The sequence below is a fragment of the Lactobacillus laiwuensis genome, from assembly GCF_019972835.1.
Classification (GTDB): domain Bacteria; phylum Bacillota; class Bacilli; order Lactobacillales; family Lactobacillaceae; genus Lactobacillus; species Lactobacillus laiwuensis.
Map to the genome: position 1 here is coordinate 1 of NZ_BPPB01000015.1, position 14,168 is coordinate 14,168.

Annotated in this window: 13 protein-coding genes and 1 other RNA gene; 4 read left to right on the forward strand and 10 right to left on the reverse strand. The window is 34.2% G+C overall.

All coding sequences use genetic code 11. The features are described from left to right. Positions 1-91: 91 nt before the first annotated feature. From ssrA to LDM92_RS08820, 10 genes are all read right to left on the reverse strand, one after another. Positions 92-457, reverse strand: a transfer-messenger RNA (tmRNA) gene (ssrA, locus tag LDM92_RS08775). Positions 458-752: 295 nt separating this feature from the next. After that, positions 753-1,937 (reverse strand): acetate/propionate family kinase, encoded by a 1,185-nt coding sequence (locus LDM92_RS08780; RefSeq protein WP_223902912.1) that lies wholly within the window; start codon positions 1,935-1,937, stop codon positions 753-755. 43 nt (positions 1,938-1,980) lie between these two features. Further along, positions 1,981-2,982: a class I SAM-dependent methyltransferase gene (locus LDM92_RS08785; RefSeq protein WP_223902913.1), complete on the reverse strand. Its 1,002-nt coding sequence runs from the start codon at positions 2,980-2,982 to the stop codon at positions 1,981-1,983. Positions 2,983-3,166: 184 nt separating this feature from the next. Then, a complete protein-coding gene (locus tag LDM92_RS08790) occupies positions 3,167-3,706 on the reverse strand; it encodes a ComGF family competence protein (protein WP_223902914.1) in 540 nt (179 codons plus the stop codon). After that, positions 3,666-3,941 carry a hypothetical protein gene (locus tag LDM92_RS08795; protein ID WP_223902915.1) on the reverse strand — a complete coding sequence of 92 codons (276 nt, stop codon included), beginning with the start codon at positions 3,939-3,941 and terminating at the stop codon, positions 3,666-3,668. Before LDM92_RS08795 ends, LDM92_RS08790 begins: the two co-directional genes overlap by 41 nt. After that, positions 3,931-4,353, reverse strand: a complete 423-nt coding sequence (locus LDM92_RS08800) for a pilus assembly FimT family protein (RefSeq protein ID WP_223902916.1) — start codon at positions 4,351-4,353, stop codon at positions 3,931-3,933. Before LDM92_RS08800 ends, LDM92_RS08795 begins: the two co-directional genes overlap by 11 nt. Then, positions 4,343-4,681: a competence type IV pilus major pilin ComGC gene (gene comGC, locus LDM92_RS08805; protein WP_223902917.1), complete on the reverse strand. Its 339-nt coding sequence runs from the start codon at positions 4,679-4,681 to the stop codon at positions 4,343-4,345. Before comGC ends, LDM92_RS08800 begins: the two co-directional genes overlap by 11 nt. Positions 4,682-4,690: 9 nt before the next feature. After that, positions 4,691-5,695 (reverse strand): type II secretion system F family protein, encoded by a 1,005-nt coding sequence (locus LDM92_RS08810; RefSeq protein WP_223902918.1) that lies wholly within the window; start codon positions 5,693-5,695, stop codon positions 4,691-4,693. Then, positions 5,661-6,635 carry a competence type IV pilus ATPase ComGA gene (gene comGA / locus LDM92_RS08815; RefSeq protein WP_223902919.1) on the reverse strand — a complete coding sequence of 325 codons (975 nt, stop codon included), beginning with the start codon at positions 6,633-6,635 and terminating at the stop codon, positions 5,661-5,663. The genes LDM92_RS08810 and comGA overlap by 35 nt, the downstream gene beginning before the upstream one ends. Positions 6,636-6,967: 332 nt before the next feature. Beyond that, the gene (locus LDM92_RS08820) at positions 6,968-7,696 is read right to left on the reverse strand and encodes a YebC/PmpR family DNA-binding transcriptional regulator (RefSeq protein ID WP_034977621.1); all 729 of its coding nucleotides are present in this window, start codon (positions 7,694-7,696) and stop codon (positions 6,968-6,970) included. 261 nt (positions 7,697-7,957) lie between these two features. Here LDM92_RS08820 and LDM92_RS08825 point away from each other — a divergent pair, with 261 nt between their 5' ends. The 4 genes from LDM92_RS08825 (at position 7,958) to LDM92_RS08840 (ending at position 14,058) form a co-directional block, all read left to right on the forward strand. Beyond that, positions 7,958-9,562, forward strand: a complete 1,605-nt coding sequence (locus LDM92_RS08825) for an APC family permease (RefSeq protein ID WP_373868663.1) — start codon at positions 7,958-7,960, stop codon at positions 9,560-9,562. 129 nt (positions 9,563-9,691) lie between these two features. Next, a complete protein-coding gene (locus LDM92_RS08830; protein ID WP_223902921.1) occupies positions 9,692-10,504 on the forward strand; it encodes a Cof-type HAD-IIB family hydrolase in 813 nt (270 codons plus the stop codon). A gap of 47 nt (positions 10,505-10,551) precedes the next feature. Then, complete coding sequence (locus tag LDM92_RS08835) at positions 10,552-11,253, forward strand: ABC transporter ATP-binding protein (protein ID WP_223902922.1); 702 nt, start codon at positions 10,552-10,554, stop codon at positions 11,251-11,253. 12 nt (positions 11,254-11,265) lie between these two features. After that, a complete protein-coding gene (locus LDM92_RS08840; RefSeq protein ID WP_223902923.1) occupies positions 11,266-14,058 on the forward strand; it encodes an FtsX-like permease family protein in 2,793 nt (930 codons plus the stop codon). Positions 14,059-14,168: the final 110 nt, after the last annotated feature.

Genomic DNA, 14,168 nt, shown 5'->3' on the forward strand with positions numbered 1-14,168 from the left:
ACAAGGTAAAAGAAAAAGAACCAAGCAGTTTATTAGCTGCTTGATTCTATTCATTTAAGCTCTATCAACAGGATTTGACAAAGAGCCATATTTATGGAGGTGAGGGGAATTGAACCCCTGTCCAAACGCATTCCGTCACTGACATCTACGATCATAGTTACATTATTTGAACTTCACTAGTCCAAAACGCCATATAACAGGGCTAGTATGGACTAGCTAACCTGAAATGACTCTTTTTAACTATTCAGATGAGGTAGTTAAACGTAACTCACTAAGTTGATACTTGAATTCAGACGTGAGTAATCCGAAAACAAGCAACACATGCGCCTAAACTAGGCAGCTAATGCGTAAGAATTTTCTTTATTTGCAGTTATAAAACTGTGACGTTTTTACGTAGACGTGACCTACGAACCGCAGTCAATGCGAATCTACGCCTGTCGAATCCCAAAACACCCCCGCTTTGGGTAACAATAATTATAACATAATAGAGCAATCTTGCCTAATATTAACTCAAATACAGAACTATAACATTAATTTGATTAAAGATTATTTTTAAGCGTTTATTTGCACAAATAATTATACCTGATAAAAATTATTATAAAATATATAGTATTTTGTCTTAACTGCGCACTGAATTACTATGAAATATTGGTTATAGAAATACTAGGAAACTCTGCCTACCATAAAAAAGTCAAAACAAAAGAAAACCGCTAAGAAAGTTTCTTAACGGTTCATCCATTTGTCTACTATTATTAATTTAAATGTGCTAATCGAACTACATCACGTTCAATCATTAATTCCTCATCAGTTGGAATAATTAGAGCTTTAATCTTTGAATCTGGTTTAGTAATAAATTTCTCGCCATTGGATTTATTAGCTTCTAAATCAGGCTTTAAGCCAATGAATTCAAAAGATTTCATTACGTTCTCACGAATACCTGAATCATGCTCTCCCACACCTGCTGTGAAAATAATTGCATCTGCGCCCTTCATTTCCACCATATAAGAACCAATATATTGGATAACACGATTAACAAAAATTGCTCTTGCAAGATCAGCTTTTTTATCAGAATTATTCTCTAGATCACGCATATCAGAAGAAATTTCAGAAATTCCCAACAGGCCAGATTTATCATTCAAAATATCTATCATTTCATTGATATCAATATGGTCTTTATTCATGATATATTGCAAAACAGATGGGTCAACATCACCTGAACGTGTACCCATAGTGATACCAGCCAATGGGGTAAAGCCCATAGATGTATCAAAAGACTTACCATCTTTAACTGCAGTGATGGATGCACCTGAACCAAGGTGACAAACAATTAACCTTAAATCTTTAACATCTTTACCCAACATCTGAGCAGCGCGTCCTACAATATAACGAACAGAAGTACCATGAGCACCATACTTACGAACACCATATTTTTCATAATAATGATAAGGAATTGAGTACATATAGTGAACTGGGTCTAAAGTTTGATGGAATGAGGTATCGAAAACGCCTACTTCAGGAACACCAGGCAGCAATTTCATAAAAGCTTCAATTCCTTTACCTTCAGCTGGATTATGAAGTGGTGCATATTCCTTTAAATCATAAATTTTTTGTAGATTTTTCTTATCAATCAGAGCAGAATCTTTAAAGTCTTCTCCTCCTGCAACTATTCTATGTCCAACACCTACAATTTCACTCAAATCGCTAATCACATGGTATTCTTTTAAAGCCTTAAGCAGCAAATTAACAGCAGTTTCCTGATCTGGAATTGCTACATCCTCAGCGTGTTTTTCACCATTAGCCAATTCAATTTCAAAGGAAGAGCCATCAATACCAACTCTGTCAGCAAGTCCGCTTGCTAAAACCTTTTCTTCAGGTAAAGCAAACAACTTATATTTAAATGAAGAACTGCCTGAGTTGATTGCTAAAACTTTTTTCATAAATCTAATTCCTCCATAAACATGACTTTATAAATTTCACAAATCAATCAATGTTTTTAGTATACCACTCATTTAGTTTAACATTAAGCTTTATTAGGTCCTGTTCACTTTTAAATGAGTCTAACTTTGTGAGAAAAACTTCACTATTTCTGATATCTTTTCCATGATTTTGAAAGGCTATAATTGATTTTTGATTAAATTTATTTTGAAAGGCACTGTCCGGTAACTCAATTATTGCACGCAGAAAAACCTTATCAGTTAGCCATGGCATAAAGTCACTACCACCCTTGCCAGACAAAATATTTTGAGGCACAATTAGGAAAGCATAACCACCGGCTTTAAGATTTTTAATGATCTGTTCAATAAATAAAAGATGAGCAAGCGAATGACCATTTTCAGATTTGGTAGCAAAATTTTTGGCATTTTTATCAAGTGGATAATAGCCAACTGGCAAATCGCTTACTACAACATCAGGGCTTTTAAACATCCATGGAGTTAAAGCATCCTGACAAAACATTTCGATATCAATATCATTCAAATGAGCTTCGATATCAGCAAAGCTCAACATTTCTTCATCATTATCAATACCATAAAGTTCAAAATCAGACTTCGAATGATTTGCACTTTTCAACTGATTAATCACAGAAAATAATAAATTCCCAGTTCCAATTGCTGGATCAGTGATTATCAATTTTTCTTTTGGTAAAAGTTTTAACATAAACATTGCAATCACTGTTGAAATCGCTGGCGGTGTTGGCATTTGATTGACATCTAGTCCATCTTCATTAACCGCTTTTAAAGTTAAATAAGTAAAGATCTGCAACTTTAAATTATTGGAAAGTTCATTATAATTTAATTTTGCATATTTTTGACTCAATTTTTGAACCGTTTTTTTGTCGGGAGCTCCCAGCTCAACCTTAATTTGATTATTTTCGAGATTATCAAAAGTTTCTGTCAGAGCTTCACCAAATGAGACATTCAGTGCCTCTTGTAAACAGTTAACACAGTCTAAGAAATTATTAAACAGTTTTTCTATATTATCCATTGCTTATTCCCCTTATCTCTTAAACATTTTAATAGAAGAAAGGCAATTAGAGCAAGAGAATCAATCATTAATTAAATATTCAATTAATAAAAAATCATTTTCCATACTTTCTTGATAAATATCCAGATAAAATTGAATAAAAATTAAACAAGTGATTAATACCAGAATGCTGCTAAGAAACGCGTTAGCTTTTAGTCTTAGGCTTTTGTTTTTGTTTTTGCTCATTTAATTCCTTCTCTTTATTTTTTGGTCTAGTGCCAAATTTGAAATATAACTCTGATTTTCTGCCATCTGCTTCCGTAACATTTATTTGCAACATTTTATCTCTAGTGGTAAAACTGGACTTTTTTACATTTAATAATAGCGGCATGTGTCCACCTTCAGGAGTAGTCACACGTAACATCTTTTTATATTGTGCCAAACGATATATTGTATCGTTTCCTTGCGCATCAATTTTTTCAAAAACAGCCTTTTCAGAATTGGATCTCTCTGGTAAAGTAAATACTCTTTGGCTATCTTTACCCTTAATAAACCGGTTTAGCTGCACGTAAGAAAATACAATGTCGTCAGTGCGATGTTGAACTTTATTTGCTAATGTAAGACTTTTTAATAAATTCTGTAGAATCAGTACTACGATCAATGTTATAAAGACCGCAAACACAGCTTCTGCCAAAATAAAGCCTTTAGGTTTTAATTTTGTATATCTTTTCTTCTGTCTTATCATAAATGCTATTTTTACCATTAAGCTCATAAATGTGATCATGAACTAATATTCTTTTTATTTCATGCTCTTTTAAAACGCGCCAAGCATATGCTCGATCAGTTTTTTGCTCTATTCTGCGCTCGATTATTCTACTTTCTCTGACAGTTAATGCTAAGGTCGTGACACCCATTAGAGCAATCATTAGACTAATCATGCTCTCCATCATCAAAAAGCCGCTTTTTTTCCTATTTACCATCAATTGCTCGTCCCCAGGTCATTTGCAACTTCACTCTTCGAGTGTATTGATGGTTACAAACAGTGATTGTGTGAGGTGGTAATGAGCCACTAATTGAAATTTTCAATAGACTTAAGTTGCTTATACTTATTTGTGGTTTCATTTTTATTATCTGCGGCTTTTTTCCACCAATAATTATCAATTTTTTTGACGGAGGATAATATCTGACTATACTTGTGCGATTTTGTATTGCTGATCTTCTTGCTGCATGTTCAATAGAGCTCTTAATTTCTTCAACTGTATTTTCCAGTATAAGCTTTTCTCTATATTCATTTATTTTTATAGCACCTAAGCTGGCTAAACCAAGCGTAATAGTTAGGGTAACAACCATTTCAATTAGAGTAAAACCCTGCAGTTTGGACTTATTTAGCATTTCTCTCAACTACGCCATCAGTTACAGTATAGTTTTTAGACTTTGTAAATTGTTTTTTAGTTAAGTAGCCATCATCAAACATATTTTGAAAGTTAATTTCTTTACCATTACGATCTTTGTCATCCTCATAAAGTGTAGCTTGAGTTTGCAAGGTTGTTTTAAAAGCATCATTAGTCCTTTCTTTGGCACTATTCTTTTGCTTTGTTAAATTTGGTGCAATGATTATAAGCAGCATCACTATGATTGCAACCACTACTACCATTTCAATTAAAGTAAAGCCTTTTACCTTGCGTTTCTGAATTCTCAATTTTGTTAAAATGTTTTTCAATTTTTTCTCCTATATTTCCTGCATCATTGCATACATTGGCAATAAAAGTTTCAAATATAATCCAATAATGCATAAACCGATTAAAATAAAACAAATAGGCTGAACATTTACTATTAGTTTTTCAATTTTTTGTGCCAAGTCATTAAAAAGAGATCGTCCTAATAATAAAAATCTCTTACTCAAATCACCCTTTTTTGAACCAGATTTTAATAGCAATAGTATTTCATTGGGTAAAAACTGTTCATTTTTAATGATCTCTTCCGGATTCATCCCTCTAGCCAGCTGTTTACCAACTTTTGTTCCTACATATTGCTGTAAAGATCCCTTAACTTGCATAGCTGAATAGTCACAAATTTTTTGCAAGGAAAAGCCGCTAGCTAGTAAGAGCCCCGCATCATAGATCAAAATATATTTGACATAAATTTTGATTAATGGTCCGACAATTGGAAAGTGACTAAGTCTACTCAAAGAGCGATAATCTTGTTTTCTTAGTAACAGAAGTATTCTACACATAAAATAAACTAAGCCTAGACTCAAAATTAATAAAAGCAATAACAGGTAGTCTCCAGTATGTTCACCAGATTCAGCAAACTGATTAGATACAAAAGTCTGCATAAATAGTAGAAGAAAAATCATCATTAACACTAAAATAAATGGGTATGTCATCTCAGATTTTAACTTTTTTATTTGTTCCTGCTTCAAACGAGTAAGAGTCGCAATTTGGGTTAAACATTCAATTAGGTTTCCCTGTACCAGTGATAGCTCAATCTGAGTAGCAATAGTCTTGGAAAAACCCAAATTCAACATTTCAGAACTCAGTTTCTTTCCAGACTGAATTCTTTTACTTAACCTATTAAATAAAGTTTTCTTTTGAGGCCATATTATTGGCATCATTTCCAAACTCGTATTTAATGAAAAGCCATTTGACAAACTATTTTGTAAATACTCAAGAAATTCTAAGCGCTCTTTGTTTGATAATTTATCCTGCCTGAAATTTTTCAAAGACCAGTTCACTAATTTTATTCCTCTCTTTTAGCATGACCAAATTTTGATGCCAATTAACATAATCATCTCGCCTATGCTTGCTTATGTCTGCCTGTAGTTGATGTCCACTATCAATATCCATTAAGCAGGCAAAGCCCGTATTAGTTGGCAGTAGGCGTTGATAACTGACCGCGGTCAGGCAGTTGTAAAGATCAGCCGTGTTAATCTGCAAACTTTCTAATCTCGAAAATGTTTGCAAAGTACTTTTAGCATGGACAGTTGCTAAAACAAGATGACCACTTAAAGCAGCATCTACTGCAAGCTTGGCCGTTATTGCATTCCTGATTTCACCGATTATTAGAATATCTGGTCTATGACGCAAAGCTGCTTCAAGCAACCTGGAATATGTAATTTCTGCTGTAAGATTAACCTGCGTTTGCAAAAAATTTATTTCATGTATTTCGACTGGATCTTCAATTGTCATGACCATCTGATTTCGACCAATCATTTTTGCTAAGTTATACATAGTTGTAGTCTTACCAGAGCCAGTTGGACCACTAGTGATTATTAATCCTCTTTGTTGCGCCAAAGTTTTCAGAATTTCTATTTGTTCATCAAAAAAATATTTACCTGTATTGATCTGATAAATAATTCTAATTACCAGTGATTCACAGTCATTAAAGTCTCCAATACTGGATAAACGCAGATAATATATTTGATCGTGAAAATGATACTCAAAAGCTCCTACTTGCGGCCTGCGATGTTCGGCAATATCCATTTGAGCAGCAAATTTCAAAAAATTGATCATTTCTTTGCCTTCATTTATAGAATATTCTGCTTGATTTTCTAAACCAGTTATTGTGCGCAATTTAACAACTAAATTATCTCCAACTATTAAAAAGAAAATGTCACTCGCATGCTCATTTATCGCATCTTCAATTAAAGAATTAACAGCTTCTTTGATTTTCATAAAAACCTCCTTTCCTTGCTACCATAATTAATTACGCAAAAAATTAAATTTTTTTCAGATATATTCAAAAAAGACTGGAAATCTTCACAATTAAATTTATAAAATAGATATCAGAAATTATTCAGGCTTTGATTATATTTTATTTACTCAAACAATAAAGCCGTACGTTAGTGCTGCTTTTACTCATTAAATACTCATTCATAATACGATTTAAAAACATACTTATTAAAGAAGACAAGGCAGAGAAGTTGAAAAAATAATTTTAGACATAAAAAATTCTCTAAAATCGAATTTTCGATTCTAGAGAACCCATTAAATTAAGTGAATATTTTTTATTCTTCGTCAGCTGCAGCTGTATAGACATTCTGAACGTCATCGTCATCTTCTAGGGCATCAACTAAATGGTCAAATTGTTCTTTTTTGTCATCTGGCACAGGCGTGGTATTTTCAGGTATCATTGTCAATTCTGCATTAGCTAACTTATAGCCATCTTTTTCAAGTGCATCCCGAACTTGTGCAAATTGTTTCGGATCTGTATAAATTTCATAAGCATCATCGCTGGTTTGCAAGTCATCTCCACCAGCATCCATAACGTCAAGCAACATCTGATCTTCATCAGCATCAGTAGTTGTGCGGTCAATGACAATATAACCTTTACGATTGAACATATAAGCAACAGAACCAGTTGCTCCTAAAGAACCACCATTACGAGTAAACGCTACTCTGACAGCAGAAGCAGTCCGATTCTTATTATCAGTCAGTGCTTCAACAAAGATAGCTACACCACCTGGTGCGTATCCCTCATAAGTAATTTCATCATAATGTTCTTCTGAATTGCCTTCTGCCTTTTTAATAGCACGGTCAATATTTGACTTAGGCATATTATTAGCATGGGCCTTGTCCATTACCATACGCAAGTTAGGATTTCCGGAAGGGTCAGGACCACCATTCTTTGCAGCCATGTAAATTTCACGAGATAATTTTTGGAAAATCTTACCCCTCTTTGCGTCTTGTGCATTCTTGCGGCCTTGAATATTGTGCCATTTTGAGTGTCCTGACATTTAAGAATCCTTCTTTCTTTTCTTATCATTAACGTTATTATCTTACCGCACAGGACCATAAATTTCAATACAAGCAACTATTTCTCCTGATTTTTTAATTAAATATGAATGTGCTTTCATTAAAATAAGTTTCTCTAGCCTCTGGTCATCTTTTTATTTAATTAGTAAAATAAAAACATTAGTTGTTTTTCAAAGGAGAGAACTTTAGTGGAAGAAATAAATGCAAACACAAAATATATTTCTTGGCCCGTTTTAACCTTGATGGCTTTTTGTACCGTTATTGGTTTAGACGATATAATGTACAACTTCCAAAACCAAGGAATGCCAGTTGTTACTTCATGGATTATCATGTGTTTATTCTATGTTATTCCTTATTCTTTAATGGTTGGGCAACTGGGATCTGTTTTCAACAGTGAAGGTGGCGGTTTATCTTCTTGGGTTCGTGGAACTAATGGCGAATTTCTGGGATATTTTACAGCGTGGACTTACTGGGCTGCTTCCATTCCCTATGCGGTTGATTCTGCTAATGAAATTATAGTTGACATTGGCTGGGCACTGACAGGTTCGGAAAAGTTTCAAAGCCAAATCTCTAACACCAAATTTGCTTTAATGACATTTGCCATGTTTATTATTTTCATTATTGTTGAACACTACTTTTCGCACTCAATGGAGGTCTTATCTACTATTGGTGGTGGACTCATGCTTATTATGACCTTGATGTTTGTTTTCCTGGCATTTCTAGGACTGGCAAAATCAGGCGGTCATATGGCTACACAGCCATTTACCTGGCGGACATTAATTCCCAAATTTGACATGCATTATTGGACAACTATCGCAATGCTCATTTATGCCTTAAATGGTTGTGAACTGGTTGCTCCTTATGTGACCAAAATGAAAAAGCCTAAGTCTGATTTTCCTAAAGCAATGATTGCACTTGCTTTAATGACTATTTTTTTAACAGTTTTTGGTTCATTTGCACTGGGAATATATTTTAACAGTTATCATATTCCCAACGATTTAAAAATGAATGGCGCCTACTATGTCTTTGATATGGTAGGACATCAATATGGTATGGGCAAAACTTTGCTTTATGTATGGGCTTGGACTTCTGTCTTCTACAATGCTGCCTTATTAGCAGTGCTACTTGATGCCATGACCAGAATGCTTATTTCTGACACTGGTGATAAGTACATGCCTAAATTTTTACAGAAAAAAGATAAAAACGGCCTGCCTATCAATGGTTACGTATTAACCGTTTCTTTATCAGCCTTTATCATGCTCTTGGGTATCTTTTTACCAGACATGAACGACATTTTTAATTGGCTATTGAACTTAAATGGGATCATCTCACCAGGAGTAACTTGCTGGATATTTTTCTCCTTCATGCAAATTAGGAAAAATTCTAAAAAGTTTACTTCAGACTATGTCTTTATTAAAAACGATAAATTAGGATATCTTGCAGGATTATTTTTACTAATAGTTACTGCTGCAGCTACTGTTTTAGGCATAGCACCACAAGATATTAAAAAATTCAGCGGTTATTGGTGGTATGAACTAATTATCAACATCGTTGCCATTATTGTTTTAATTGGCTTAGGTGTGATATTACCAAGCATCAGACGTCGTGAAGAAGAGTATGGCATTGCATTTAACCGCAAACAGTGGATCACTATGTTCATCTTAATCATTGGTTCAATTATCTTTGACCTTTATTTAGGCGAGAAAAATGCCTTATTTAATAATGCGGTCATTAATTTTGGTCAGGTAAAAATTGGTATAAATATCTTTTTGATTCTTATCGAAACAGTATTCGCAATTTTAATCTGCTGGCTAGTTGGCAAAAGAAAACCTATTACAACTAAATAAATATAGATAAAAGCAGGAACGTTGCCAGCAACATTTCTGCTTTTGCTTTTAAATTAATGAATATCTGGAGTTAAACCTGACAATAATTACTATATAATATACCTGAGAACTTATATTAAGGAGATTAAAATGACACGTATTCCCTTTAAAGCAGTAGCAGTCGACATGGACGGTACTTTTGAAAATGATGACAAACAATATGATCATCAACGCTTTGAAAAAATTTTAACCAAGTTGAGGCAGCACCACGTTCACTTTATAGTTTCCAGTGGCAGACCTTTATCACGTTTGCGCCAGGATTTTTATGATTTTTTGGACAGAATCGATATTGTAGCTGATAATGGTTCAATTCTCACTCAAGACAATAAAATAATTGTTCGTCACGTTTTTACCTATAAAACGGGTATTAAACTGATCAGTTTTATTGAAAATAATTATCCGCAAGTACATATTGCTGCTAGTGGCTTGGAACATTCTTATATTAGTAAAAAAGCTCCTAATCATTTTAAAAATATGATGCATTTCTTTTATCCCAATGTAGTCGAGATTGCCAAATTAGTTGATATCCCTACAAGCGATAACTTAACAAAGCTAACTCTAAACTGTTCTTCCAAGCTCGCTGACGAACTAGAAAAAAAGTTCAATCAAACAAACCCTGAACATATTCACTGTACTACCAGTGGTTTCGATAATATTGACGTTATGCCTTACAATGTTAATAAAGGGCAAGGTATTAAATATTTTTTGAGATATTTCAATGTTAAACCAGAAGAACTCATAGCATTTGGGGATGGTATGAATGATCGTGAAATGATTGAATTGGCTGGGTACAGTTATGCGATGAAAAACGGTCATGAAAAACTTAAAAAGATTGCTAAATATGAAGCACCGTCAAATAATGAAATGGGCGTTTTACAAGTATTAGAAAGTTTTCTAGATTAAAATAAGTTTATATCAATGATTTTAAAAATCAGTAAGGACAGATTTTCATGAGTTATATTGACGTAAGACACAACTACAAACGCTATCAAACTGGAGATACTGAAATATTAGCCAATAATGATGTCAGTTTTACTGTGGAAAAAGGTGAATTGGCTATTATTTTAGGTGCATCAGGAGCAGGTAAATCCACGATTTTAAATATTTTGGGCGGAATGGATACTAATAGTTCCGGGGATGTTATTATTGATGGCAAAAATATTGCTAAATATAATAAAAGACAACTAACCAGCTATCGCCGCACTGACATTGGTTTTGTTTTCCAATTTTATAATTTAATTCAAAATCTAACTGCAAGAGAAAATGTAGAATTGGCATCTGAAATAGTGCCTGATGCACTCGATCCGGTCAAAACTTTGATAGATGTTGGTCTTAAAAACCGCATTAATAATTTTCCTGCAGAACTTTCAGGTGGTGAACAACAAAGAGTGGCAATTGCTCGAGCAATAGCTAAAAACCCTAAAATTTTACTTTGCGATGAACCAACTGGCGCACTTGATTATCAAACTGGTAAAAGTGTTTTGCAAACCATTATCAATATGAGTCGTGACAATGGCACTACAGTAGTCATAGTTACTCATAACAGTGCTTTAGCTCCCCTAGCAAACCGTGTGATTCACTTCCATGACGGCAAGGTTACGGATATTGAAGAGAACACGAATCCAGCAGATGTTGCCAGTGTTAAATGGTAGAAAAGGCTAATCATGAATAAAGTTATTCTGAAAGATTTTTGGCGATCAATTAAACATACTAAGGGACAATTTATTTCCATCATGGGATTAATGATGATTGGTGCATTTGCCTTAGTTGGTTTAATGGTTACAGGACCTGACATGCGTGATACCGGCAATCACTATGCGCAAAAATTAAATACAGCTGACCTGACTGTTATCTGTAATTATGGTCTAGATCAAAAAGATAGCCAAAAAATTAAACAAACTAAAGGTTTGCAGTCCGTAGAATTTGGCTACATGACAGATACGGTTATTAAAAATAGCCGGGAAAGTTTTCGTATTTTTTCAAAACCAAAATCAGTGGGCAAATATGAATTGCGTAAAGGTCGTTTGCCGGTAAAAACAAATGAAATTGCTTTGGCAGACCATTATTCACATAAATATAAAATTGGCAAAAATATCAGTTTTACAGAAAAGAAGAATATTTTAGGAAGCACTCTGCTAAAACGAAAAACCTTCAAAATTACAGGTTTCGTCCGGTCCAGTCAAATTTTATCAAATGTAAACTTAGGGCAAAGCAACAGTGGTACTGGAGAACTTAAAGGTTATGCAGTAATCAGCCCTAATGCTTTTAATCATACGGTTTATACAGTGGCTAACCTAAGATATAAAGACTTGCGTGGCCTCGACTCTTACGGCAAAGTCTATACTAGTAAAGTTAAGCACCATAAAAAAGTTTTACAAGATACTCTGAAAAACACCGCACGTCAAAGGCAAAAAAGAATATTATCTGCTGCTAACAAAAAAATTGCACCGCAAGAAAAGAAAATTCAACAAGCAGAGCAGAAATTAGAGGCTGCAAGTGAGCAAATTAGTTCCGCAGAAAAACAACTAATCCTCCAAAAAAGTAAATTAAATGCGCAAATATCTCAAGCTGAAACTGCTGGAGCTAATTTACCACAAGCGGCAAGATCACAACTAGAGCAGGCTCAGCAAGAAATTGCTGCAGGCGAGCAAAAATTAAAACAAGAAAAAAAGACCTTTGCTCGTAAATCTGCGAGAGCCAATAATAAAATTAAAAGTGGCAAAGAAGAAATCAGAAAAGCTAAAAAGCAATTGCGAAAATTGGCTCTGCCAAGCTATAGCGTATACAATAGGCGCGAGGTACCAGGCGGTGAAGGCAATTTAGTTTACACAACAGTTGCGCAAGTAGTCGAAGATTTAGCTAAAGTATTTCCTATTTTTCTTTATTTTGTTGCCGCTTTAGTTACCTTTACTACAATGAACCGCTTCATTGATGAAGAAAGAATCAATTCTGGTACAATGAAAGCCTTAGGCTATAATGATCAGGTCATAATTAATAAATTCATCGCTTATGGCTTTATTTCAGGTACAATCGGCACTATTTTAGGCGTTTATTTGGGACACACTTTGATGCCACAAATTGTTTATCATGCTTATTACAAGTCTCTGACTATCCCGCCCATTGAATTACACTTTCATTGGCAAATTAGTTTGATCGCTCTCATACTATCCTGGATCAGTTCCGTTTTGCCTGCATACTTAACCGCTAAAAATGAATTTAGAGAAAAGCCGGCCGCATTACTATTACCTAAGCCTCCTGCAGCTGGTTCTAAAATCTTACTGGAAAAAATTCCTTTTATTTGGAACCATCTCAGCTTTACTCATAAAGTTACTGCCCGTAATATTTTTCGTTATAAAAAGCGCATGCTGATGACTATTTTTGGTGTTTGTGGTGCTGCTACTATGCTCTTTGCCGGTTTTGCTGTAAAAAATTCGATTACTAACATGAATAACAGGCAATTTAATGATCTCATTCACTACAATATGATCGTTGCCCAGAAGCCTGATATTTCAAAGCATCAGCACAAAGCTTTAAATAGCAAATTAAAAGAAAACAGTATTAAGTCAGAAACACCAATTTATTATGAGTCAATGTCTAAAACTGCTGGTAAAACTGGTGATACACAAGATATTACCTTAATTGCTCCTTCTTCTAGCAAGGTACTGAAGAACTATGTTCATTTAAATAATCGTAAAACCAAGCAGACGTTGCACTTATCAAACAACGGGGTTATTATTTCAGAACGATTGTCAACATTGCTCAAAGTGAACAAGGGTGACTATATATCTTTAACGGATAAGAATAATCAATCTAGGAAAATGAAGGTAATTGGCATCACTGAAATGTACATGGGACATTTCGTCTTCATGAACAAAACGCAATATCAGAAAATTTTTAACAAACGCTTCACGTCAAATGCATACCTGGTTAACTTAAAAAATTCCACTCGCAAAAACACGAGAAAAATCGCTGCGCAGTTTATGGCTCTCAATGGTGTAGCAGGAGTAGTGCAAAACACTGCAATTAGTCAAGAGCTGGACGTGGTAGTAAAATCTCTGAACTTGATTATGGTCGTTTTGATAGTAGTTGCCGGACTTTTAGCAATTGTAATTCAATATAATTTGACCAACATCAATATTGCCGAAAGAATTCGCGAACTCTCAACCATCAAAGTTTTAGGTTTCTACGATAATGAAGTAACGATGTATATTTATCGCGAAACTATTCTTTTAACAGGTATTGGCATTTTAGTCGGCTATCTAACAGGAGATTTGCTTTACCGCTATATTCTTTACGTGGTGCCACCTGACAATGTCATGTTTAATCCGGCATTATCTGTCTCAAGTTTTCTGTGGCCGTTAGGAGTTATCGGTATCATTACAATAGTGCTTGGATTTATTGTTAACAAAAAATTAAAAGACCTTGATATGCTTGAAGCTTTAAAATCAGTTGATTAAATAAATGGAACTGCTCTAACAAGAACAGTTCTATTTATTTCTGCAAAAATTAAAAACTAAATAAAAATATGTTATACTTTACTCATTAGATTTAATGCTCACAACAAGAT